The organism is Saliphagus sp. GCM10025334 (genome assembly GCF_042663485.1).
In the GTDB taxonomy this organism is placed as follows: domain Archaea; phylum Halobacteriota; class Halobacteria; order Halobacteriales; family Natrialbaceae; genus Natronosalvus.
Genome location: NZ_JBHTAF010000006.1, coordinates 127,405 through 150,854, shown reverse-complemented (window position 1 = coordinate 150,854; position 23,450 = coordinate 127,405). Strand labels below are relative to the sequence as shown.

Below are 23,450 nucleotides of genomic sequence, written 5' to 3'. Positions count from 1 at the left end.
CGTATACTTATAATTTGTCCAGCTTCGTCGATACGTTCGACTGCGAGGACACGAGGCTTTATCACCTACCAAGGAGTGCTATTGTGGTATGGGAACGAACAAGCAGTCTCGAGAACGTCACGAGACGAATCGGAACGAGTGGATTGACAACGAAACGGTGCCAACGCTCGATGCGTTCCACTCTCTCGCGGAGACGCGCCGGACCATTCGTGGGTTTCGTCCTGAGCCAATACCGGACGACGTTCTCGAACAGGTCCTATCTGCCGCTAATCAGGCGCCGTCGGGTGCGAACTCTCAGCCGTGGGAGTTTCTAGTCATTCGTGACAAGGAGGACAAGGAAACGGTCGCTGAGGCATTCCAGAAGGAAATTGAATACAAGCGCGCAGCGTCAGATCCGGGGTTCCCCAACTTCGGAAATGTTGGCTCGATACAGGAGGCACCCGCAGTCGTTATCATGGTCGGCGACACCAGGTACCAGCAGTGGTGGCCGCACCTCCTCGATGGGTCACGGGAAAAGATGTTCCAGCACAGCATGGCTGCGGCAAAAATGAGCCTGCACCTCGCAGCCGCCTCGGCCGGCCTCGGGACGACGTGGTTGACAACTCGTCGACCGACGCAGTCAAGACTCGAACGCTACTTCGACGTTCCCGACTACTGTCGCGCCGTTGCGACGACACCGATCGGCTATCCGGCGCCCGACAGCAACCCCCGGACAAAGGCGAAGGTCGACGTCCAGGATAAGATCCACTATGGACGAATCGACGAGAGCCGCCTTCCAGACATCGAGGACATTGCCGAAGGCGGGGACAAGACAAACTGGATCCCGCGCGTGTACAAGTCGGAGGATGCCGCAGCGTCGGCAACGTCCCCGCTTGACAGAACCGAGGAGTAAACTCGGTCGCTTAGACATTGCGCGCAGAGCGCCAGCACCATCTCCACGAAGGTAGCATCTATCTTCGCGAAAGCTTATTGTCGCGTAACACAACAGCTATCCATGGCACGAGTAGAGCCTTCACTTGGCGAACCTAAGATGTTGATCGACGGCAAACTGGTTGAGAGCGTCAGTGGAGAGCGATTTGAGACGATTAACCCGGCTACCGGCAAACAGCTCACAACGATCCCTCGCGGCAATGTCGATGATGTCGAGCGGGCTGTCGCAGCCGCTGACGCGGCGGCGAAACACTGGCGCGACGACTTCACAGTCAAGGAACGAGCGGACAAGCTCTTCAAGTTCGCCGAACTGCTGAAAGAACGGACAGACAAGTTCGGCGCCATCGACGCAGCCGACAGTGGTAATCCATACGGACAGATGAAAGACGATGCCACTATGGCGGCAGAGCTAGTGGAGATGTTCGCCGGTGTCGCCAGCGAGATTAAGGGTGACACGATCCCGGTTTCGAACGACTCACTTGACTACACGCTCAAACAGCCCTACGGCGTTGTTGCCCGAATCATACCGTACAATCACCCAGTGCTATTCGGAGCGAGCAAGATCGCGGCACCGCTCGTGGCAGGTAACACCGTCGTACTCAAGCCACCGGAACAAGACTCTACCGGCGTCATGGAACTCGCGCGGCTGATCGCGGAACACGACGTATTCCCTGACGGCGTTGTGAACGTGGTGTCCGGCTTTGGCGACGAAGTGGGGAGCGAACTTGTTAGACACACCGACGTGCGGAAAGTAGGGTTTATCGGGAGCGTCCCGACCGGATCGATCATCCAGAAGCAGGCCGCCGATACGATCACCGACGTCATTCTCGAACTCGGCGGGAAAAATCCGTGCATCGTCTACCCTGACGCCGACCTGGAACAGGCTATCGACGGCACCGTCGGCGGGATGAACATCGCGTGGTGTGGGCAGTCCTGCGGGTCGATTTCCCGGCTGTTTCTCCACGAGAGCGTCTACGAGGAGGGGATTGAACTACTGCGGAATCGCCTGGAATCGATTGAGCCGGGAGATCCTCTCGATCCGGAGACGGAGATGGGCAGTCTCGTCTCAGAAGACCAATACGAGAAGGTTATGAAGTACGTTGAGCTCGGAAAGAAGTCGGATGCTCGACTTGTTTGCGGCGGAGCCAGTCCGGACGGAGAGCAGTACGAGGACGGGTTCTTCGTCGAACCAACGATGTTTGCCGACGTTACAATGGAGATGCGAATCGCTCAGGAGGAGGTGTTCGGTCCGCTCCTGTTCGTCTTCGAGTGGTCGGACGAAAATGACGTGATCCAGCAGGCCAACAACGTCGAGTACGGACTCACCGCCAGTATCTGGACTGACGACCTAACCCGTGCGCACCGAACCGCAGAACGGGTCGAAGCGGGTTATGTCTGGATCAATAACGCTGGGCCCCATTTCGTAGGCGCGCCATTCGGAGGATGGAAAAGTTCAGGAATTGGTCGCGAGGAAGCAATCGAGGAAATCTTCGAGTTCACGCAGACAAAGAATGTGAACGTGCAATTGTGACGCCGGTGTTTCTTCGTGGGCCGTCAGCGTCAGGATCGAGGACCCGAAATACCCGACACGGGACCGTCACAGTTTTATAACATGGTACTGAATGCCACATCAGATGTGCTCAGAAACCACCAGTAGGCGCAGAATTCTCGAAGCTGTAGGAGGAGCCACGACAATCGGTCTCGGGGGACTGGCCGGTTGCCTCAGCGACTTCGGCGATAACAGTGATGACAGCGAGTACCCAAACCAAGCCATCGACCTGTGGATCCCCTACAGCGAGGGCGGTGGCATCGACATGTCTGCACGGGCGCTAAAGCCATATCTCGAAGACGAACTCGGCACCTCGCTCGCAGCACAGCAAGTTACGGGTGGTGGAGGAGGCGTCGCGATGGAGCGGATCTTCAACGAAACGGAGTCGGACGGGTACACACTCAGCGTGATGACGACGGAGTTCATGTATCTGATGCAGAAGATGTTCGACTTCGACTATGAGCCGAGTGAACTCACGTTTATTTACCAGTGGGCGAGCGACCCGTTCCTCATTGCAGTCAACGCGGATTCAGAATGGGAAACAGTCGATGACGTCATCCAGGCGTCACAGGAAGAGGAAATCAGGTGGGGACAGGTCGCGATGGGAGGCTCCGACCACCTCGCTATGCTTCGCCTCCGAGAGGAGACCGACTTCCAAGGACGGCCAGTGTCATTCAACGGCGGAGGAGAATCCTCCGCAGCCCTAATCGGAGATCGGATCGAGATTGACACGCCGACGTTATCGACGGGGTGGCCCCGGATCGACTCGGGAGACATCCGACCGATCGCAATCACTGCACCATCACGGGACGAATACGAGCCACTCCAAGGCGTCTACTCAGACGTGCCGACGCTCCCGGAGACGGGCATAATCGATGATCCGATCAGAACGGGGACGACCCGTATCCTCGTTGGACCGCCGGATCTCCCGAACAGTATCGTTGAGACTGTCAGCACGGCTATGGAGAATGCCTCTGCCGTCGAGGAATGGCAGGAGCAAGCGCGGAATCGCCGTGAACTGGTCGATCGACGAGGAGCGGAGGGGGCCAAGGAGTTCTTCGAATCGCTGGTCGACGAGTACGAACCGTGGTTGGATCCCCTGCAGGAGTCAGTGAACGAACTGCAGTAGCACTCAACAAATCCACCAATGGATTTACAAAACCGAAATCTTGACAAACGGGAGCTAGAGCGGTACGCCTCGCTGTTCGCAGTTGTCGTCTTCCTCGGCTTGTTTGCTTACCTTCACTCGCTCGCTGTGGACTACCCTCGTCGAGGAGGTCAGTTCCCGGTCCTTGTTCTTCGCGCAGGGATTTTCTTCTGCATAGCGTACCTTGTCTATCAGACGATTGTTCTCCAACTCTACCCCAGTCTGAAGCGTGACGAAAACGGCGGGATGGGTGAGTACCTGAAAGGCAGCAAGAGCCAGTTCGATGTCGCGATTCGATTCAAGCGAGGAATCATCCTGCTGACCGGAATCATCGCGTTCTACGCGATTGGGACAGTGAACCTCGTATTAGCGGTGTTCGTCTGCTACACCGCTATCATGCTTGCGCTCGGAAAGCGCGATCCGAAACTGGTGATCGGTAGTGCGGGTGGTCTCAGTATCTTCGTGTATCTCGTCTTCGTAATCATTCTAGACGTACCTTTAGAGGTGTTCTGAGTGGTCGACATCAACCTCCTCATCGCGGTGCTCGAGAACGTACTGACGGCCAAAGTACTCCTATTGATCCTGCTAGGCGTCACGTATGGTATCATATTCGGCGTGATTCCCGGCCTCGGTCCACCGCTCGCCATCGCACTGCTCATCCCGATCACGATTGGCCTCGATCCCGTAGCTGGGCTGGCACTGCTCGGCGCCGCGTACATCGCAGCTGTGTACGGTGGCGCGATCTCTGCGATACTGCTGAACACCCCCGGTGAACCAACATCTGTAGCGACGACGTTCGACGGGTACCCTTTAGCGCGACAGGGAAAAGCCCATATCGCACTCGGGGTGTCACTGTTGTCCTCGTTCGTCGGTGGGGTGATCAGCCTGATTGCGCTAGTATTGCTCGCACCGCTTCTCGCGGACGTAGCAATACAGTTTGGCGCGGCAGAGTACTTTGCTATCGGGGTGTTTGGACTGGTCGTAATAGCAGCCGTGTCCCGCGGAGCACTTCTAAAGGGCGGAATCGCATCTGTGCTTGGACTTTTGCTGGGATTCGTTGGATTTAGCCCGACGACCGGCGTATCGCGATTCACCTTCGACATCTCGTACCTGTCGAGCGGGTTGTCGCTCGTTCCCATCGTCGTCGGTTTGTTCGCGATCAGCGAAGCGATCATGCTGGTCGACCAGGGCGGAACGATCACCTCGGACTCGGATGATGTAGCGGCCTCCAACGGCGGCGAAACACCCTCTGGGGAAATAAGCGTCCCCACTGGCAGCCTCGTCGAAGGAATACGAGAAGCGGCGAAACGGCCGGGGTCGATGCTTCGATCCTCCCTAATCGGTGTCGGATTTGGCATTATCCCTGGCGTTGGAGCCGCGATAGCGAACTTCGTCGCCTACTTCGATCTCCAGTCATCTTCAAAGGAGTCTGATAAGTTCGGCAAAGGAGCGATCGACGGTGTGATTGGTCCCGAGGCGTCGAACAATGCCGTTACTGCGGCTGCCCTGATCCCGACCCTCGTGTTAGCGATCCCCGGCAACGTTGCGACGACACTCCTGCTAGGGGCGCTCGTATTCTACGACATCCGTATCGGACCGCTATTGTTCGCCGAGACTCCAGAACTCGCTTACTCATTCTTTGCGGCGATCCTCATCGCTAACGTAGCGATGTTCGTGATCGGGTACTTCGTTTCATCGAGGCTCATACCGCTTACTAAGCTCCCGGTAGAGATAATCGGCCCGGGAGTGATCATCATGAGTATAATTGGAACCTTTGCGCTAAACTTCCAGATGCTCGATTCGGTACTCGCACTAATCGTCGGTACTCTCACAGTGATGCTACGAAAGCTCGAGTTCCCTCCAGTGAACATTGTCTTTGGTCTGATACTAGCGCCGATACTGGAGACGAACTACCAGCGAGCGCTGCAGCTGTCAGGCGGCGAGTATGGGATCTTTCTCGATCCCGGGCCACTAACGCTGTTCGCCTTGTCAGCGATTGTGATCGGCTACAATCTCGTCAAGGCTATCACCGGTGTTCAGATCATGGACCGAGTCGTCAAAAGGTAGCCTCGATTTCTTCCTCGGCTGCTAGCGTGAGCATTCCATCTGTCACCGGTTTTGGTGTTCTTAGTTACCGTAGTTCGTAACCGGTACGTTTGCTCGACCTACGATAGTTTTGTTGAACACCCCGTTCGTTCGGTAATTCCGAATGCACCCCCTCTCCCCCATCAATTATTTCCACACCCCATATTCGATATTGTACAAGATATCCGCCCGATCTATTGTTCGGAGCATTAGATGCTTACAGACATATGCCTGTGATACCCCAACTCAAAATGACTATTGCAGCGTGAGTTATTTAATAGAGTGTGAATTTGCCCACCATTTTGGTGCTATACACCGTTAGATAATTTCGAATTGGTTATTCTGTGTCGCAGTTTGCTATTGTATGATGATGATTTTAGTGTTTTGAAGAATGGTGAAAGTCCACATGCACCTCATTACATACATAGTTTTGTAAACGTCAAATTAGTTGACGTTCGGAGTCGTCGAATGTGAACATCATTATCGAAACGGGAACGGCTCTACGTACTTCCAACGGCATCACAAAGAGTTCTGATAGTGGCCTCGACAGACAATACGTACTGGCACGTCTGGATAGCTGTCGCTGGGTTAGGCAATGCCGTTCCCTGGACTGAGCGTGAAAAGAAATAGCTTCTATATCTTGACAAGGACGTCGCCGTCTTCTACCTTCACATCAAAGGAACCGATCTTCTTTCCGGAAACATTGTGTTTGCCGGTCTCAAGTTCAATCTCCCAGAGGTGCCACGGACAAGCGATTGCGAGGTTCTTCTCGTCAACACCCCCGCGCTCGTCTGTCCAGCATTTCTTGCCGTTGATCTTTTTTTCGCCGACCTTACACAGCGGAGCGCGCTGATGGGGACAGCGATTACTAATCGCGTAGAATTCGCCGTCGACATTGAACAGTGCAATCTCGATACCGCCAACGTCGATTCCCATTCCCCTTCCGGGTTCCAATTCGTCTGCCTCCGCGACTTTTTGATATTCGTTTGATGACATTTTTGAGGGTTTGATTAGTTCGTGTTGGTCAGATTCCAAGTAGCTCTTCCGCATTTTCGTGGAGAACCTTGTTACGGAGATTCTCGTCGAATGCAGAGTTTCCAAAGGCCCACGTCGCAGGGTCCAGCGTCTGGTGAGGCCAATCACTGGAGTAAAGGAACGTGTCTTCTGCCATCGAGAGATTAAGTAAATCTCTGAACTCATTCCTTCGCTCAGGCGGCGACATTGGTTGCGTGCAGACGTAGATGTTGTCGCGGAGATACTCGCTGGGCGAGCGATCGAGGTACCGTTCCTCCGCCTCAAACTTCCTAGGCGTAATCTGGATATCTTCGGGATGCATCTCGTAGAACTCATCCATTCGATAGCGAACGAACGGCAGCCACCAGTGGCCGCCCTCTTGGATCACGACGTTGAGATCCGGATACTTGTCGAACACGCCCGTCATGATCATGTTCACCGTCGTTAACATAGCGTGAACGGGCCAGTCAAAGCCTAGAATCTCCGTCCACGTTAACATAGCGTCTCCGACGGGGGTGTTTTGGGGCCACAACGAGAGGGATCCATGGAGGATGAGCGGAAGATCGTTCTTTTCGAGCGCCGCCAAGACGGGATCGAAGTCTTGCTCGCCAAACAGACGGAATGGGCCGAACCAGCCGTAAGCTCCGACTATCCCCTTCTCGTCGCCGACACGATCAATCTCCTTGATGGCGAATTCCGGATCCCACTGAGGGAGCATCATCAGGGCGTACAGGTCCTCCGGGATGATCTGGTCCAGAAGGAAGTCGTTCGCCGCCTTGGCAAGGTGGTTTTTTAGGACCGGGTGATGTTGGGTCGGGGCATTGTTGATCCCAGCATTGACAATCGGTTCATCGATGGCGAACTTCTCTGACGCCATTTTTACGTCTTCGGCGGTTTCGGCGCGTCCCTGAGTAAACAGCCCTTCGTTACCTTCCTTGATAGCATACGCTGCGTCCCACTTCGCTTTCCTCGGAGCCATCCCGTATTCCGTCGTCAGCTTGTCTAACGCTCGCTTGTCGTCAATGTACGGGAGGAGATCCTCCTCCGCAGGGTTCATATGGAAGTCCATATCGATAATTCGCGTATCGAATGCTTCCGGTGGTACCTCCGCTTCTGGGCCTGTTCTATCCAAGCTCATTATATCATAATCACTCATAGACCGACTTAGATGTTTCGCCAATTAGGTTCGTTTACCAGCAAATATCACCAGTTGTTAGTCGATCCCGGCTTCGTATCGATAAATCCAAGTGATCCGCGTCGTCTGGGACGTAGTAGACGGTCAATTATTTAGGATAGTACCGTAATCGACTTCACATGCAACCAATTCAGAGACGACTCTCGGTGATGTCACCGGAATTCCTCCGAACGGCCGGTGTGGTGAACGGCGGACACTTTCTCTCACATTTTTATCTGATGAGTCTACCGCCACTGTTTCCGTTGCTGGCCACCGACTTCAACGCGACGAATGCGCAACTAGGCATCCTCATCTCGATGATCTACTTATCGATGTTCCTGCTGCAAATCCCCGTTGGAGAACTCGTCGATCGCGTCGGAGCGAAGTACGTGTTCGTGTTAGGAGTTTTGTTATCCGGAGTCGGTACGATGATGATCGCGTTCGCGGGTTCGTACCGTCATCTGCTCGTCTTTGCGCTTGTCGCAGGTATGGGACAGTCCGCCTTCCACCCCGCCGATTATGCGTTGTTAAACGCAGTGACCGACTCCAATCGTGAAGGAAAGAGCTTCGGTATGCATACGTTCGCTGGGTTCATCGGCTTCGCCGCCGCGCCCCCGGTCGTCGGAACAATTGGGATCGTTCACAGCTGGCAATCTGCACTACTGATAGTCGGGGCCGTGGGCGTGGGGTACGCCATTTTCGCGCAGGGCGTGCTAAATACAGTGTATCTGGACCACATCGATACGGCGGGTCGCGAAGCGCCTTCAAACGAGAGCAATTCCGTCCGCAGAACTCTCACAGTCCTTCGGCGGCCGTCGATTCTCACACTGTTCGCATTCTTCGTCGTGGTCACGATGGCGGACATTGGCATACAATCGTTCACCGCGGTCTTCCTAGTTGAGGGGTTTGACTTCTCGGAAGCCGCCGGAAACACCATACTGACCATGTTTCTGGTTCTGACAGCCATCGGCGTTCTTATCGGCGGTGAGTTAGCCGATCGGTACAATGTTTTCTGGATTATCATCCTGAGTCTCTCCATCTCTGCCGTCTTGACTCTGATGAGTATTACCCCGGTCGTCAGCGTACATGCCGGGGTGGCCACTGCCATCTGGTCCATGATCGGATTCTCGTTCGGACTTGCACTCCCCGCTCGAGACAAGGTCGTCAACGGCATCTCAAGCACCGTGGACACGGGCAAAAGTTTTGGGATCGTCTACACAGGGCTTCCGCTGGGAGGCGTAATTGGACCGGCAATTATTGGTTCCGTAATCGACTTCGTGAACATCTACCTCGGGTTTGTCCTCAACGCGCTGTTTTTCGCGATGGGTTCATTCACGATTCTCCTGTTCAAGAGCCACCTCATCGCGCCCGTGAAAACGGACGAATGTTCTCGAAAAGCTACGTGACGGGCAACGTGCGTCTCGTGTGCCAGGTGATATCTTTTCTCGACTACAGTAGATGGCGTATGGAATTGGAAAACGAGTTAAAATGAAAGCTGTACGCAGATCAAACTGTACTCGATGTGCGGGCCAAGACGCCCTTACTGGTTACCGTTGAGTCTTCGTGGAGTTGGGCTTCGACTTTGTGTGGTCAATCTCGAACACTTCGGCCCCTCCCCCAAATAGCCACTCAATGGATGACCTAGTCCGTACCGCCGGTGCTACCGAAATGGAGTTGCTCGTTCGAGCTCCACCGCTAATCCGGCGACTGTTCGAAAGGTTCTCAAAATTGACATCCGGATAGTACTCGTCCTGGGTGGAGACCGAATAGAGACGGGTGAGAGTGTTCGCGCCGCGCGCTCCACGCCCGATGACGGCCTAGGTGGACGGGAAAGCGGTCGTGCGAACGTCTGAGCTTGGGTGACGACGAGTATTACGATTGAGAGGATCGGAACACAATAGTTGGTATTACGCTCGAACGGTTCTGATGAATCACCAGAGAGCCGAATTGGTCCGTTAATTCGTCGACAACGCGGTCAGCGGATCTGAAAGTTTGAACGCGGGCATGATCGGCACTATAACGGCAATATCTACGCCTACCCCTGACACCGGGTGAAAACCAGTTGGAACTCTGCACACAGAAGCGAGGCTCATTCTGGAGGTACCGGAAATCGTCGACGACTATGTGAGTACGACGGCTGCGTAGGTCCGAGCCGTGGAATCGTTCAGTAAAGGGTCGGGCCGGATATGCAAGCGGTGACCACGAGTTAGCAGAGCACAGTCGCCGATCTACCCGATCAGTTTACGTAGTATCTGATCCTCCAACTTGTTTTGCGCGATCGGGCGACACGGTTGCCCGCTATCTTGGCGGAGCAATACCGGAAATAATAGTGGTAGTGGACCTCACTCTCCCCAGGAGGCCCAATATGAAATATAGAATATTTTCTCGGCGGATACATCCGCGTCTTGGTATAGGTAGAGAAGGAGCTAACATTTATGGTGACGTCTAACCATGGACTCATATGGTCATCGTCGCCGCAGTTGACCGCTCTGAGCGCGCAAAGCGAGTCGCGAGCGAAGCCGAGTCTTTGGCTCTGGCGTTTGACGAACCGTTACATGTCATCCACGTAATGTCGCGAAGCGAGTTCGTAGAGATTGAAACGACAATAGCGGAACGAGGTGAACAGTCAATTTCCGTCAAGAAGATCCGCGAACTCGCCGCCAACAAAGCCGGAACGGCTGCTGAAGGAAGCAGTCGCGAGTATACAGCGGTCGGTCGCGTCGGCGACCCCAAGTCGGAAGTGATTCAGTACGCTAACGAGAAAGATGCCCGATATATCGTTGTCGGCGGGCGAAAACGCTCCCCTGCGGGCAAGGCCGTGTTTGGAAGTGTTACCCAGTCGATACTTCTAAACGCCGACAGCCCGGTAGTGAGTGTAATCGAATAGCGCAGATAATTCTCCAGAACAGGAGAAACAGAGTACGTCTATCCACCCAAAGACACTCATCGAAATGGTTACCGGGCCGCCCTCCGTCTCATAGATGTCAGACTATGTCAGGTAAAGCGAAGTCTCTGCCTGCGTGTGACGAATGAACGCTAATACCGACACATAGGGCAGGTTTTACTACCAGTGTTTTATCTTAACCTTCAAAATATAGAGGTAGAGAACTAGACTCCACCAAAGCCGACCGGACGAGAGCGAACCGCATCTCGCGAACGGGTGCGTAGTGGAGGCTTCAATCACGTCACTGTCCGCCACTCGGTCGGCGGCAAGAGGATCGGGTCCGCGTATCAGAGTCCTGTCCTCGTCAAGGAGGACTACCTGATCCAAATGTCGCTCGACAATGATGTTCTGGCCATGATGTCGATGAGGTCTACAGCCAAAACGCCATCCACCGCCTACTTGTCAGTGTTGAGATGACTTTGGCGCAGTCTTCACTGCTACGCCGGTCAAATGATCCGTTTACCGTCACAGGCACGGAATCAAGCCCATGGCCCTATCGCGACACGCTTCTACGAGAGCGCCTAACATTTGACGATTACGATAACGAACGAGGCAATTCTTCGAGAGCAGGGCACGAACATCTTGGATGCAACGTTCGAGAGGCGACCGCACTGACGGTGCATCTGGTTGGGAACGCCCGCCATCAGATTGACGCCGAAGGCCTCGGATTGCCGTCGTACCTCATCGGCTTCGAAGAACTACTCGAGACGGCTATGAACGTCACAATTCTCCAACCATGAATACCGCGTTTGTGACTATCTCACCCATCGCATCGAGAACGTGGCCTGACGTTATGTCCGAAAACACAGGAATTCAAATCGGGGGGTACTGTAGTTTCAGTTCGATCTCGTTAGCCGCTTCCAATAGTAGCGGTTTAATTTCGTCATAACATCTATTTATCGTAAGTCGATTAGCGGGGCCGGAGACACAGACTGCACCGCGGATGGTCACGTCATCTAGCACAGGCGCACCGATCGCTCGCAGGCCTTTGACCGTCTCCCTGTCGTTGAGGGCAACTCCTTCCTCCCGAATCTGTTCGAATTCATCTCGGAGGTCGTCCAAGTCAGTGAGTGTGTTCGGCGTTAGCGAAGGAAGACCGTGTCGTCCAATGATCTCTTCAACGCGCTCCTCGGGCAGGTATGCCATGATCGCTTTGCCGGTCGCAAGGTGGTGCAGGTAGGCCCGACCACCGACGGACGCGTGGGTTTGGATCGCGTTCTCCCCCATCGCTTTGTTAAGATACACGGCCCGTCCGTGTTCTTCGACGAGGATCCAAGCCACCTCCCCTGTCTCGTTTGCCAAGTTTTCAATGACCGGCTGTCCGACCCGCGAAATTTCGTGATGGTTCTTCGCGAACATTCCGTGGTGAAGAAACTTCAGGCTAAGGGTGTATTCGCCATTTCGCTTGACGATGTACTCCTTGTCTTTGAGCGTAGCGAGGTGGCTGTGAAGCGTACTTTTTGCGAAGTCCAGTTCTTGAGCGAGCTCCGCCAGTGTCGCTCCGTCCATCTGTTGAAGCGATTCGATGATTTCGAACACAGTGTCCGACGTTTTCACCCGACGTTTCGGGGCGTCTCGTGTTGTCATATGCCACTATCGACTCAGCTACGTTAAAAATATATCGCTGTTCAAAGGATAGGTTGGATTATATCTGACGATTCTCACTTACATGCTTGACAATTCTATTACGAATCTTAACGCCAGGTAACGAAGGGGCCGGTCAAATCAATTCTTGAGGAAGAACTGGAGTTCGACCACTGCGAACAGGGTGGAGAGAATAACGACAAACAACATACTGGTAATAATGATCGGGACGACGTCTACGAGAGCAATACAGAGTCATACCCGACGAGAAACCATCACCGAAGGTGAGAGACGATTCGCGTTTCAACGTGTATCGTTTGCGTGGTTTTGTTCACTGGGCCACGGCAGTTATCCCATGAGAGATTTGAAATTTTCACTCCAGACCCGGTTTCGTTTTGACTCGGAGATGTCCATCTCTTCGACCGCTCGTGACTCCTCGCGCATGAATGCGCGTCCGTTTTCGGGTCCGAACGGGTAATCAGTAGCGAATAGCAGGTGGTCGTCGCCGTAGAACTCTAAGCCGTCTTCTACAACATTTGTCCCGCCGGAACGGACCGTGTCGGCGTAGAAATTCTTGAAGTACTCGATGGGAGGTTCCTCGAAATCCGGTACGGGGTACGGATAGACATCCCGGTTTTCAACGAGCATCTCGGAGAACAGCTGCATCCGGTCCTGAAAGTGAGGAATCATCGCGCCCATGTGATGAGGAATGACCGCCAAGTCGGGGTGACGCTCCATGATACCGCTGTATACGAGTCGACACATAGCGATCGATGTGTCAAAGGGCCACCCGAGCATCTTGTGGAGCATAAACTGGTCGTCCCAGTCGTGCCACTCGTGCAGTTGGGGGTGCAACCAGATTGGCGCGCCCTGTTCAGCGGCGTACGCGAAAATCTCCTCGGCCGCCTCCGAGTCAATCGGTTCACCCTCGGTGTTCGAGAATACCTGGATACCGGCCATGTCGAGGTCTTCGACAATCCGTTTGGCCTCGTCGAGGTACTCGTCGTCTAGGCGTGGGAGCGTCCCGACAGCGATAAACCGGTCCGCCGCCTGGTCGGAGTATTCCCGCACTGCATCGTTGGCCACCTGCGTCATTTCGAGGGCGTCGTCCGGGTCTATACCCCGCCAAATCGGGGGACGGGCGATCGTCAGTACTTGTTTATCAATTCCAAACTCGTCCATATCCGACAGTCTGGTTTCGAGATCCCAGAAGTAATCGACTTCTCCCAGAGCCTCCAGTTCATCGGTTGGGTGGACTTCCATCATCCGATCGTAAAAGGTTCTAGGCAATACGTGCGCGAACGCGTCAATACGTTTTACCATACACTGTCTGAATCTCACGCTGTTTATTTAATACTTGTCCACAACTACAAACAGGAAGAGCGATCAATCACGACATCCCCCTCAATGGCTCCGAAGACCGACAACTATTGCTGAATTCGGAGGACCACAACCGAACGACGCTGGTCCAACTCCATCGTCGGAATGATTTGTTATATTCGTCCCAATCCTTATCATCAATCGTCGTAATGCTTATAAATGTGGGTGCTGACCTATGTTAGTATATGGCAATAGACGACGGTAGGGGCGAATCCAGCTATAGGATCAGCCGACGAGAGATGCTGGCAGTGACCGGAGCGACCGGCATCACCGCGCTGGCAGGATGTTCTAGCGGTGGAGAAGATAGCGAACACACGACCGTCACCGTCGGGACAACCGAAACTGGCTCGTTAGGAGTTTTAACAGAAATCATTAAAGACCGGGGAATCGACAACGACCATGGAATCGAGTTCGATGTCGAACCGACGGACCCTGCAAGCGCGGCACAACTTCTGCAAAACGAGGCCGTTGATACCAGCGTCTTCTCCCCTCAAGGTGCTGCGACCGCTAACACGGAGGGGTCCGACATCCGTCTGTACGGTCCGGCGCTCTCGAATCACAACGCCATAATGACAACGTCAAATAACGACGACATCTCGGGGATGGAGGACTTGGTCGGAAAGGCCATCGGAATTATGCCCTCCCCATCCGGGATGTGGAATCACATGCGGCTCCTGTTAGCAGAGATGGGACTGGACTACGAAGAGGACTTCGACTTACGGACCGGCGCGCCGGGGGGGATCCACGGGTTCAATGCACGGGGTGATGTCGCAGCTCACGGGCACTTCATTCCCGTCACGGTTACCTCAGAGGAGGCAGGAGATATGCGGCCGGTATTTTACTTCGCCGACCGGTTTGAGGAGATCTACGGCCACAATCTAGCACTCGTTCCGTTCGCGACTCGCCAGTCATACATCGACGAAAATCCCGACGCTGCGCGGGCGGCACGCGACGCGATCATTGAGGCTCAACAGTTGTTTAACGACGATCCGGCGGGAATCATCGACGAGTACCGAGACGTGATCGGACTCGAGAACCAAGAACAGGTCGATATCGCTGCCGAACAGATGCCCGCGGCGTACACCGGTGAGTGGGGCCAGGACGCCGTCGATAGAATCGTTCAACAACTCGAGCGCTCCAAGGAACTGGGTCTAATCCCGTCGGACGCGCCAACTGAAGACATCGTAGTCGATATTTAATTAAAATGGGAAGCGAAGTAACTGACGCTGAAGCTCGCACCGACAACGGATGGTTCGAAGTGCATGCCGGAGCGGTACGTCGGTACCTCTATAAAGAAGCGTTGCCGCGTCTGGTATTTGTCGTGAGTCTCATCGTGGCGTGGTGGTTCGCATCGGCTTACCTGACGTCTGGCCTGCTTCCGACGCCCTTGGCCGTGTTCGAGGAAGCAAGGGTCATCCTTGCAACCGGGGATTTCTTCTTCCATTTAGTAAACTCGCTTCGTCGCGTACTCGTCGCGTTTCTGCTGGCCTGGGCGTTCAGCATTGTCCTCGGTGTCTGGATGGGACTATCCGAACTGGCGGAGAAGTTCTTCGACATGGGCGTAATCATCGGACTCACCATCCCAGGGCTCGCAACAGCGATCATCACAGTCATGATGTTTGGTCTCCGGCCGCTGACAGCGTACCTAGCCGTCTTTGTCGCTGTCACTCCGATGATCATCCTCAACTTCTGGGAAGGAGTCAAGGACATCAACACGGATCTCGTCGAGATGGGCGAGGTCTTCGACTACAGCACCCTGAAAACGGTACGACATATTGTTCTCCCTCAGCTCATCCCATATATGTTATCAGCTGGTCGACTCGGGCTTGGGCTGGCTTGGAAGCTAGTTGTGATCATCGAATTCCTCGGGTTCGGCAACGGGATCGGTTACATGCTCACTACAGAGTACAATCGGTTCAACATGGCAGCAGTCCTCGCGTGGACGCTCCTGTTCACAATAGTGATGATCGCTATTGAGTATGGCGGCTTCAAGTACCTTGAACGACGGTACCTAGCGTGGAGACCATCTGTCGAGATACGAAAAGCATGACCACCAAACCAGACGATACGGAGGCTCAAGAAAACATGAGTACACAGACCGAAGACTCGGAATCGCAACCGGTTCTCCAAATCCATGAACTAGACAAGTCCTACCAAAGCAAAAGTGGGTTAGAATTAGTCCTCACGGATCTCGACCTCACCCTTGAACAGGGGGAATTCAAGTGTATCCTCGGGCGGTCGGGCTGTGGGAAATCGACGCTGCTGAAGTGCATAGCTGGGCTAGAGAACTACGAATCCGGAACGATCAAGGGCGACCTAGATAACATCGGATACGTCTTTCAGGAGGATCGCCTCCTGAATTGGCGGACCGTCCGGGAGAACATTTCCCTGGCGTTAGAGAGCAAGGGCATTCCCAGGTCCAAGCATGACGAGCGGATTCAGCGGTACCTCGAACTGGTCGGGCTGGAAGACGAGTTGGAAAGTTATCCGCTTCATCTCTCTGGCGGGATGCGTCAGCGGGTGTCCATTGCCAGGGCGCTAGCTATAGAACCCGATACGCTCCTCATGGATGAGCCGTTCAGTGCACTTGACGAGATTAATGCTAGGCGACTCCGAGAGGAGTTCCTCGAAATTATCACGAAACTTGATCAATCTGTGATCTTTGTCACTCACAATGCCCGTGAAGCGGTCTTCCTTGGGTCGACGGTCGCGGTCCTGGAACCGACACCACCGGCAAAAATCAAAAAGGAGATCGACAATCCGCTCGAGTATCCCCGTGACATCGACTCCAACGATGTTAACGAACTCTCCAAGGAGATTATCTCATACCTGTAGTCCTGACCACGCGGACTATCGATGCAGGTGGCCACTCCATCTCGGCGCTATTCCCAGCTGATATCTGAGGTATCGGGCCCATCGCTTTGGTCACCGCATAACCCGTTTGTCAAGACGCCAGGCAGAGCTCTCGAGTTATGTGTTTTTACGATCCCGTCCCACAAATTCGTCGTGTTTGACCTCCACACCGAACCCGTCGACGCCATGAGCGAGTGCAATAGAGTTCATGATAAGAAGACCAATTCCGACGGGATTCTCGTCAGGGTAGTGTTCAGAGAGCGCGTTGTAGACCTCATTGGTGACTACCATGTTCGTGATTGCGGTCGTGTATTCGACTAACGCAGCCGCGCCATCGCCGAATCTCCAGCTTTCCTCGCCGAGGAGTGCCCTAATCTCGCTTTCCAAGAGTCCGTCACTGAGGGCGGACGTGATGTGTTGGTGCCAAATGTACCCCAACCGGGGTTGCCGTGCGACTGTCACTATGTCTAACTCTCGACGACAAGTTGACAACCTGTTCCCCTAAGGATTGTCGATCGTGTTCGTGATATGATTGAAGAAGCGGAGGATTATTTGGCAGGCACTGGCGGAGATGCGGCGATTCTCCCGGTTTGACCATGTGTGATTCGATCAGTTGTGGTATGTTCCGACAATAGATCTTTGTCGATATCCGAAATTTGTTCCAATATTTCCAAAGGATGAATTAGAGAACGTCAAATAGATCAGCCCACTTGGGCCATTTAGACAGGTGCACAGCGACGTTCGTTCGGAAGGCGAACCTAGGTACGTCGAGGTCAAGCTCCGATATCGTCCACAACGATATCGTAACAGACCTGCGCTGTTCAACGTAGTGGTGGCACTCCCATTATGCCGACTCAAATGAATTGTGCGTTCCACGGCATGACCGTCTCAGGCCGGATTCACCAATAAATCTAGTATAGCTACTGACGCGAACCGCATATGTAAAGTTACATAATACCGTTAGCAGTACTCCTGACTAATGGTTGCCTCTACAATCGCGCCCGTTGCGCTTGGGTCCTCACTCATTGCAGCTGTGTTTTTCGGCGCGGAGGGCGTCTTAGCAAAACGCGGCATCGAATCTGGAGGGAATCCACTAGCCGTATCGCTGACGGTAGCCGTGGTGTCGGTGGTCGTTTTTGGGACGGGTGCAGTAGTATTTTCGGAGATGACCATTCTTACGGATCATTCGCTCGTTCACATCGCTGTATTCCTAATCGCAGGCGTCGTCGGCAGTGGATTCGGCGTCCTCGTGATGTACCAGGGCGTTGATCGCGTGGGTGCCAGCGTCAACACGGCAGTCGTTAACAGCAGGCCGTTGATCGTGGCAATTCTCGGAGTTGTAATCCTCTCCGAATCTCTCGATCTCGTCACTGTAGGCGGAATCATCATCCTGGTTCTGGGTTTGATATTCGTATCCCTCTCCAGAGGAGGCGACGTGCGGGGGTGGAATCCGATCGATCTGCTTGTTCCTTTCACGACGGCAATACTATTCGCTGGCGGAAACGTGATGCGCCGCTACGGGCTCACGCGGACAGATATCCCACTCATCGAGGGAATCGCAGTGAACGCTTTTGGCGGTCTCGTTATACTCGGGGGGTACGTCCTTCTTTTTCGTCGAGATGCTATTTCTGCAGCTAGCCCCCGCTCGTACGCCTGGAGCGCTGGAACGGGCTGTTGTACCGCCAGCGCTCTCTTATCAATGTTCTTCGCGCTCGAACTCGAACGTGTTGCGATCGTCGACGCCATCATCGCCACTGCCCCTCTAATGTCGTTGCTACTTACTGCAATGTTCTTGCGCGATCTTGAGCACGTGACGCGCCGGATCACCTTTGGAGTGATACTAGTCGTGATCGGCACAATTCTAATCGTCAGTCTCTGACCGGAGGAGAGAATCCGCTCAGATGCAGACCACCGACTGGCATCCGAGAGAACCGATGCGATGGCCCCGCGTGGTCAGGAAACGTCAGTGTAACGTCGCCACGCCTGCCGCTCCGGCCACCACAACCAATGACGCCAGAACGAGTCGAAAGGAAACTCGTTCAAGATCGTTGCGCACGAGGAACGCAGAGATCGCGATGACGATAAGTGGGCTAGACTGAACGAGGGGTAAGACGACCGAAACTGGCGTGAACTCAAGGGCACCGTAGTAACTCACGAGAAAGAACGTGTTGCAGAGACCGGCCGCGAACAACCACGGGAACTCACTCGACTTGATAGCGGAGGGCCGCGGCAGTCCAGACCGCCAGGCGAGATACGCCGCGAATGCTACTGTGGCAGTCGCTGTCTTGACCGCCAATCCCGAAAGCACAGGCGTTCCTTCTGAGAATCCGAACTTGGCGAACGTCGGTTCGATTCCGTAGAAAAAAGCGCCTATGAGCGGGAACAAGAGGGCTATGTAGCCGGTTTCGGACGTAGTTCGGTTCGAGTGTGCGTACTCGTATGTGATGAGTACGACTCCGACCACGATCCCCAGCATCGAAAGGAAGTGACCAGCGGTGATGCTCTCGCCGAGGACGGCAATCGCAATGAGCGTTCCGTGAAGTGGCTGAGAGGCTTTGATCGCTTCCGCTCGGCTAGCACCGATTCGCTTGACTCCTTCGTAGTAGGACGCGCGACCGGCCATCGTACCGACCAATCCCGCAGCACCGAAGGCGACTATCGACCGGTCGGTAAGATTTTCGACCGGATTGGCGAAAAGGAACGCTGCTGGCAACAGGAGCACAACGTTGACAAGAAGCACAACAAGGAGCGCATCAGCGGACCGACTAGTGACTGTCCCATACCGAATACAGACAGTCTGTACCGCCAGTGCAGATGCCGCTAGAAGAGCGAGTATGATGCCGGTAGTAAGAATGCCCCCAGGCACGACCATATGAATGTCACGTTATAGGGAAGTCGTATCGATATTAGCTATTTTGATTTCTCGACGTAAGTAACGTTCGCTGCTGATGTGAACCAACACGTAGTGCCCTCGATCACAATGAACAGATCACGAGGCGGCCAGATCTCACCACTCAAAATGGAGAGCCCCACTCGACTCTCATTGGTGAAACCAGTGTCATCGCCGATGGTATTTTAATCACCCGCAGATACCTTCGGTGTATATGGATAGGTCATGGTACGCGTTACCCGTCGCAGTTCTCGCCGGGACGGTAATCATCTTCGTAGCCCCTACCCAACACTCTGTAGCGACGATACTCGCCATCACCGCCTTTTGTATAATCCTCTGGGTCGGTAACCCCGTTCCCCCATGGTTCGTCGGCCTACTCGGGATTGGTCTCATCGGAATTTCATTTTCACCGAATCTTGCCTTTATAGGGTTCCAGTCCCCGGCGACGTGGCTCATTGTGTTCGGACTAATTATCGGGGAAGCGACTAACCAGAGCGGTCTCGGGGAGTGGTTTAAGGAATGGCTCCTTGGCAGAGTATCCTCCGGTACAGCGCATGATTCTGTGGATTCAGTCGACATCTACCGTCAGTTACTTATCATTCTATGCTTTGCCGGACTCATGTTTACTCTCCTGTTACCCTCAGCGCTCGTTCGCGTGCTGATGTTTGCCCCGCTCCTTTCAGACATTAAAGATGTATTTGACTCTCGTCGTGCCCAAATCGGAATTTTCCTCGGACCGTTAATCGTTACCTGGCACGCCTCCGGCGGAGTATTGACAGCATCTCTTCCGAACATCGTCACTTCCGGCATCCTCGAGTCCACTACTGGACAAACAATAAATTGGTCGTTTTGGATACTGGTGATGTTTCCTGTAACGAGTCTTGCCAGGGCTGCGCTTATTACGCTCATCATCTATGTTATGTATCGGCCCGCACCCAACTGTGAAATTAAGTCACGTGAACACGATGACTACGTCGCAACAGGGCACGAACGACAGATGCTCCTCTTTCTGTTAGTCGGTGTTATGATTTGGGCGACTGATTTTATCCATGGACTTCACCCACTATTCGGTGCCCTCCTAGTGGTCGTGCTCACGCTGTCGCCTCGTGTGGGGGTGATAGAGTTCGACGCTGTACACGAGATAAACTTTTCACTCATCTTTTTTGTCGGTGCCGTCTTCGCCATCGCTTCTGGTCTCCAAGAAACCGGATTCACCAATATGGCTGCCAACTCACTACTGTCGCTCTTACCAGGCGATCTACCTCTCGGTCTCGCAATGATTGCCGTTTTCTTTGTTACAAGTGCTCTCATGCTCCTCATTGAGGGGCTTGCCCTCGCTAGCGTCATGACTCCAATAGTGGTTTCCTATGCCCAACAAGCCGGACTCCCTGTAGTTCCAATCGTTCTCTCTGAAGCGCTGGCACTCGATACTTCCTATTTCTTTCCTTACCAGTCAATGGTATTAGTAGCAATCCTTGGTCTGGAGGATATTAGTGCCAAAGAGCTTATTCGGACCGTCTCCATAGTGACGGTGAGCTCAATACTGCTTTTAATAGTTCCTCAGATTCTGTTCTTATTAGTGCTTTACTGAGAACCAATTATTTCACGACCGAAGAACATACGCTCAGTCTGTCTCTAACTGAACTCGTTCTTGCAAATCTGGCTGTTTTTGACGACAGGGGGGTCGCGCTGACACAGATGTTTCCGCGTGAACTCCAGCAGAAACATGACGTTAATAATACTGTGTTTCTCGTCGATACTGCACAGCATTTCCGAGCAGGTGTCCACCGGCAAGAGTTTAGTTTAGATGAAACGATATTGAACTCGGAGCATCATTATTTTCCTATTTTTGTCATATGCCCCCCCCCCCATAATATATCATCGTTGTTGTGTAGGTGCTAAATTATTGCAGCAAGCTTCCGCCGACTGGTATACTTGGAAAGCTAAACAGAACGGTTCTTGTCGTACGAACCTTTATATCTGTATGGACAAATAGTTCTTGACGAACTATGGCTGATAGCTTCCGAATCGGGCTAATTGTGCCCAGTTCGAATGTTACGATGGAGACCGAGATACCGGCAATGATGAATGGTCGACCGCATTACTACGGCGAGCAGTTTACGTTTCACTCCAGCCGAATGCGCATGCAAAGTGTCACCCAAGAAGAATTAGAGCGTATGGACGAACAATCGGAGCACTGCGCTACCTTGCTATCGGACGCACGATGTGATGTTCTCGCGTACGCATGTCTTATCGGCATCATGGCCCAGGGTCCCGGTTACCATGAGGAAAGCGAGGCGATACTCCATGAGAAGACCGTCGAAAACGGTGGCGAGGCACCCGTCGTGACGAGCGCCGGCGCGCTAGTACGTGCACTCAGCAGACTCGAAGCCAATAAAGTCTCGCTGATCGCACCATACATGGAGGAACTTACTCGAACAGTGATCGACTACTTTGAGAGCGCTGGTGTCAACGTGATCGATTACGAGACCCTGGAGTGTCCAGACAACTTGGAAGTTGCACAACTTGATCAGCGCAACCTCCTCAACATCGCCGATGACCTCGACACCGAGAGTTCCGACGCACTCGTCCTCTCTTCTTGCGTCCAGATGCCGTCCCTCAATTCGATCCAGGCTGCGGAGGACAAGTTTGGACTGCCGGTGTTCTCAGCAGCAACTGCCACAACATACGAGATTCTCGACCATCTTAACCTCAGTACTCAAGTCCCAGGGGCAGGACGCTTACTCGCGGGTAAGATGAATGAGCCAATCAATTAAGCTACTTACGGACGGAGCCACATCAAGGCCTCTGTCCCAGTAGATTGCCGCGAATAAGTGATCTGAGGTTGTATCGGTAATCAATCAATCAGATAGTCGACGAAACGACTAGGTTGACGAGTACAGCGGTATTCCGCTGCGAAGGGCTCGTTTAGCACTTTCGGTCTCTTCGCCGCTTTCATTCTAATAACAAGAAGGGAGCCTAATGTCGCTTCACTCCTTTCCAGACTTAGTAACGTCAGCCTCGGTATAGCTGACATCACGTTGGTTAACGTCAACAGTCATTGATCCGATGTCTTCAATTTCGGCTTTGATAGTGTCTCCACCAGAGAGTTCACTAACGCCTTCGGGTGTCCCGGTAGTAATGATGTCTCCGGTCTCAATGGATGCGCCTAGCGAAGCATATTGGACGATGTCTGCGCACGTGTATACCATGTCTCCCGTGTTCTCGTACTGGCGCCGCTCGCCATTGAGCGTAAGCTCCATCTGGAGGTCCTGGGGGTCGTCAATCTCATCGGCCGTAATCACGCAGGGGCCGATGACAGTGAAAGTATCGTAGGACTTACGGTTCGAGCGGTCCTGGCCACCTCGCAACGAAATGTCGAGGAGAATCGTGTAACCGAAGATGTGGTCCCACGCGTCCTCAGCATTAATATCCTTGACATCGTCGCCCATGACGAACGCGAGTTCGATCTCGTGGTCGGTTCTCCGATCAGAGAACGGGAGTTCGATACCGTGATCAGGCCCGACGACGCTGGACGGCGCCTTCAGGAAGTATCCCTTATCCTTGATGGAGAACCACTCGTCAGTGGTGATGTCTTTGTCCGAGATCGCCTCCTCAATGTGATTCTCGTAGTTTAGCGGTGCTGCGATGACCTTTCCCGGACGTCCGACAGGAGATTTCAGTTCTACGCTTTCGACATCGTGATCTGGGTCGGCGCCCTTGTACTCGCTAGCGTCGTAGTCGCCTTTAATATACTCGATCAACGGTTCTGACCCATCAATGCCGAGCCGATCGGACAGTTCGATGACGCCTGTTCCGTCGTCGGTGAGCAGTCCAAGTTGGCCATCACTGTAGCGGACGAATCGCATACACGGACAATCGGTAGAACACATAATAAAT

20 protein-coding genes are annotated in these 23,450 nt (G+C 53.6%); 13 read left to right on the top strand and 7 right to left on the bottom strand.

All coding sequences use genetic code 11. The annotated features are described in order from the left end of the window. The first annotated feature begins 88 nt into the window (after positions 1-88). The 5 genes from ACFQO4_RS18775 to ACFQO4_RS18755 all read left to right on the top strand — a co-directional run bounded on the left by ACFQO4_RS18775 (position 89) and on the right by ACFQO4_RS18755 (position 5,693). Positions 89-892 (top strand): nitroreductase family protein, encoded by an 804-nt coding sequence (locus tag ACFQO4_RS18775; RefSeq protein WP_500262382.1) that lies wholly within the window; start codon positions 89-91, stop codon positions 890-892. A gap of 102 nt (positions 893-994) precedes the next feature. After that, positions 995-2,461 carry an aldehyde dehydrogenase family protein gene (locus ACFQO4_RS18770; RefSeq protein ID WP_500262381.1) on the top strand — a complete coding sequence of 489 codons (1,467 nt, stop codon included), beginning with the start codon at positions 995-997 and terminating at the stop codon, positions 2,459-2,461. A gap of 103 nt (positions 2,462-2,564) precedes the next feature. Further along, positions 2,565-3,608 carry a Bug family tripartite tricarboxylate transporter substrate binding protein gene (locus ACFQO4_RS18765; protein ID WP_500262380.1) on the top strand — a complete coding sequence of 348 codons (1,044 nt, stop codon included), beginning with the start codon at positions 2,565-2,567 and terminating at the stop codon, positions 3,606-3,608. 18 nt (positions 3,609-3,626) lie between these two features. Beyond that, positions 3,627-4,139: a tripartite tricarboxylate transporter TctB family protein gene (locus tag ACFQO4_RS18760; RefSeq protein WP_500262379.1), complete on the top strand. Its 513-nt coding sequence runs from the start codon at positions 3,627-3,629 to the stop codon at positions 4,137-4,139. Beyond that, positions 4,140-5,693, top strand: a complete 1,554-nt coding sequence (locus ACFQO4_RS18755) for a tripartite tricarboxylate transporter permease (protein WP_500262378.1) — start codon at positions 4,140-4,142, stop codon at positions 5,691-5,693. A 651-nt stretch (positions 5,694-6,344) separates the two neighbouring features. On the opposite strand, the gene ACFQO4_RS18750 is transcribed toward ACFQO4_RS18755, so the two are convergent. Together ACFQO4_RS18750 and ACFQO4_RS18745 are read right to left on the bottom strand one after the other, a co-directional pair. Further along, positions 6,345-6,746 carry a Rieske (2Fe-2S) protein gene (locus ACFQO4_RS18750; protein WP_500262377.1) on the bottom strand — a complete coding sequence of 134 codons (402 nt, stop codon included), beginning with the start codon at positions 6,744-6,746 and terminating at the stop codon, positions 6,345-6,347. Further along, positions 6,736-7,863, bottom strand: a complete 1,128-nt coding sequence (locus tag ACFQO4_RS18745) for an amidohydrolase family protein (protein ID WP_500262376.1) — start codon at positions 7,861-7,863, stop codon at positions 6,736-6,738. Before ACFQO4_RS18745 ends, ACFQO4_RS18750 begins: the two co-directional genes overlap by 11 nt. Positions 7,864-8,039: 176 nt before the next feature. On the opposite strand from ACFQO4_RS18745, the gene ACFQO4_RS18740 reads away from it, so the two are divergent. Next, entirely contained in the window at positions 8,040-9,305 is a 1,266-nt protein-coding gene (locus ACFQO4_RS18740; protein WP_500262375.1) for an MFS transporter, read from the top strand. A gap of 1,055 nt (positions 9,306-10,360) precedes the next feature. Beyond that, entirely contained in the window at positions 10,361-10,786 is a 426-nt protein-coding gene (locus tag ACFQO4_RS18735) for a universal stress protein (RefSeq protein ID WP_500262374.1), read from the top strand. Between the two features lie 870 nt (positions 10,787-11,656). Here ACFQO4_RS18735 and ACFQO4_RS18730 read toward each other — a convergent pair. Beyond that, positions 11,657-12,430, bottom strand: coding sequence for an IclR family transcriptional regulator (locus ACFQO4_RS18730; protein ID WP_500262373.1), 774 nt, complete (start codon positions 12,428-12,430; stop codon positions 11,657-11,659). A gap of 345 nt (positions 12,431-12,775) precedes the next feature. Then, entirely contained in the window at positions 12,776-13,750 is a 975-nt protein-coding gene (locus ACFQO4_RS18725) for an amidohydrolase family protein (protein WP_500262372.1), read from the bottom strand. A 242-nt stretch (positions 13,751-13,992) separates the two neighbouring features. On the opposite strand from ACFQO4_RS18725, the gene ACFQO4_RS18720 reads away from it, so the two are divergent. The 3 genes from ACFQO4_RS18720 (at position 13,993) to ACFQO4_RS18710 (ending at position 16,642) form a co-directional block, all read left to right on the top strand. Beyond that, complete coding sequence (locus tag ACFQO4_RS18720) at positions 13,993-15,006, top strand: ABC transporter substrate-binding protein (RefSeq protein WP_500262371.1); 1,014 nt, start codon at positions 13,993-13,995, stop codon at positions 15,004-15,006. Between the two features lie 122 nt (positions 15,007-15,128). After that, complete coding sequence (locus ACFQO4_RS18715) at positions 15,129-15,857, top strand: ABC transporter permease (RefSeq protein ID WP_500262370.1); 729 nt, start codon at positions 15,129-15,131, stop codon at positions 15,855-15,857. Positions 15,858-15,892: 35 nt separating this feature from the next. Then, the gene (locus ACFQO4_RS18710) at positions 15,893-16,642 is read left to right on the top strand and encodes an ABC transporter ATP-binding protein (RefSeq protein WP_500262369.1); all 750 of its coding nucleotides are present in this window, start codon (positions 15,893-15,895) and stop codon (positions 16,640-16,642) included. Positions 16,643-16,777: 135 nt separating this feature from the next. Here ACFQO4_RS18710 and ACFQO4_RS18705 read toward each other — a convergent pair whose 3' ends face one another. Continuing rightward, positions 16,778-17,047 (bottom strand): hypothetical protein, encoded by a 270-nt coding sequence (locus tag ACFQO4_RS18705; RefSeq protein ID WP_500262368.1) that lies wholly within the window; start codon positions 17,045-17,047, stop codon positions 16,778-16,780. 592 nt (positions 17,048-17,639) lie between these two features. Here ACFQO4_RS18705 and ACFQO4_RS18700 point away from each other — a divergent pair. Beyond that, on the top strand, positions 17,640-18,539 hold the full coding sequence (locus tag ACFQO4_RS18700) for an EamA family transporter (protein ID WP_500262367.1): 900 nt from the start codon (positions 17,640-17,642) through the stop codon (positions 18,537-18,539). A gap of 84 nt (positions 18,540-18,623) precedes the next feature. Here ACFQO4_RS18700 and ACFQO4_RS18695 read toward each other — a convergent pair whose 3' ends face one another. Then, positions 18,624-19,532 carry an EamA family transporter gene (locus ACFQO4_RS18695; protein WP_500262366.1) on the bottom strand — a complete coding sequence of 303 codons (909 nt, stop codon included), beginning with the start codon at positions 19,530-19,532 and terminating at the stop codon, positions 18,624-18,626. Between the two features lie 232 nt (positions 19,533-19,764). Here ACFQO4_RS18695 and ACFQO4_RS18690 point away from each other — a divergent pair, with 232 nt between their 5' ends. Both ACFQO4_RS18690 and ACFQO4_RS18685 read left to right on the top strand, forming a co-directional pair. Next, positions 19,765-21,141, top strand: a complete 1,377-nt coding sequence (locus ACFQO4_RS18690; protein ID WP_500262365.1) for an SLC13 family permease — start codon at positions 19,765-19,767, stop codon at positions 21,139-21,141. A gap of 418 nt (positions 21,142-21,559) precedes the next feature. Continuing rightward, a complete protein-coding gene (locus ACFQO4_RS18685) occupies positions 21,560-22,327 on the top strand; it encodes a maleate cis-trans isomerase family protein (protein WP_500262364.1) in 768 nt (255 codons plus the stop codon). 213 nt (positions 22,328-22,540) lie between these two features. Here the strand turns inward: ACFQO4_RS18685 and ACFQO4_RS18680 are convergent, their stop codons facing one another. Further along, positions 22,541-23,419 carry a fumarylacetoacetate hydrolase family protein gene (locus ACFQO4_RS18680; protein WP_500262363.1) on the bottom strand — a complete coding sequence of 293 codons (879 nt, stop codon included), beginning with the start codon at positions 23,417-23,419 and terminating at the stop codon, positions 22,541-22,543. Positions 23,420-23,450 lie beyond the last annotated feature (31 nt).

What these genes read in the sequence shown, in the direction of transcription:
- ACFQO4_RS18775 (WP_500262382.1), top strand. Translation starts at nt 89, where the DNA reads ATGGGAACGAACAAGCAGTCTCGAGAACGTCACGAGACGAATCGGAAC.
- ACFQO4_RS18770 (WP_500262381.1), top strand. Translation starts at nt 995, where the DNA reads ATGGCACGAGTAGAGCCTTCACTTGGCGAACCTAAGATGTTGATCGAC.
- ACFQO4_RS18765 (WP_500262380.1), top strand. Translation starts at nt 2,565, where the DNA reads ATGTGCTCAGAAACCACCAGTAGGCGCAGAATTCTCGAAGCTGTAGGA.
- ACFQO4_RS18760 (WP_500262379.1), top strand. Translation starts at nt 3,627, where the DNA reads ATGGATTTACAAAACCGAAATCTTGACAAACGGGAGCTAGAGCGGTAC.
- ACFQO4_RS18745 (WP_500262376.1), bottom strand. Translation starts at nt 7,863, where the DNA reads ATGAGCTTGGATAGAACAGGCCCAGAAGCGGAGGTACCACCGGAAGCA.
- ACFQO4_RS18740 (WP_500262375.1), top strand. Translation starts at nt 8,040, where the DNA reads ATGCAACCAATTCAGAGACGACTCTCGGTGATGTCACCGGAATTCCTC.
- ACFQO4_RS18735 (WP_500262374.1), top strand. Translation starts at nt 10,361, where the DNA reads ATGGTCATCGTCGCCGCAGTTGACCGCTCTGAGCGCGCAAAGCGAGTC.
- ACFQO4_RS18730 (WP_500262373.1), bottom strand. Translation starts at nt 12,430, where the DNA reads ATGACAACACGAGACGCCCCGAAACGTCGGGTGAAAACGTCGGACACT.
- ACFQO4_RS18725 (WP_500262372.1), bottom strand. Translation starts at nt 13,750, where the DNA reads ATGGTAAAACGTATTGACGCGTTCGCGCACGTATTGCCTAGAACCTTT.
- ACFQO4_RS18720 (WP_500262371.1), top strand. Translation starts at nt 13,993, where the DNA reads ATGGCAATAGACGACGGTAGGGGCGAATCCAGCTATAGGATCAGCCGA.
- ACFQO4_RS18710 (WP_500262369.1), top strand. Translation starts at nt 15,893, where the DNA reads ATGAGTACACAGACCGAAGACTCGGAATCGCAACCGGTTCTCCAAATC.
- ACFQO4_RS18700 (WP_500262367.1), top strand. Translation starts at nt 17,640, where the DNA reads ATGGTTGCCTCTACAATCGCGCCCGTTGCGCTTGGGTCCTCACTCATT.
- ACFQO4_RS18695 (WP_500262366.1), bottom strand. Translation starts at nt 19,532, where the DNA reads ATGGTCGTGCCTGGGGGCATTCTTACTACCGGCATCATACTCGCTCTT.
- ACFQO4_RS18690 (WP_500262365.1), top strand. Translation starts at nt 19,765, where the DNA reads ATGGATAGGTCATGGTACGCGTTACCCGTCGCAGTTCTCGCCGGGACG.
- ACFQO4_RS18685 (WP_500262364.1), top strand. Translation starts at nt 21,560, where the DNA reads ATGGCTGATAGCTTCCGAATCGGGCTAATTGTGCCCAGTTCGAATGTT.
- ACFQO4_RS18680 (WP_500262363.1), bottom strand. Translation starts at nt 23,419, where the DNA reads ATGCGATTCGTCCGCTACAGTGATGGCCAACTTGGACTGCTCACCGAC.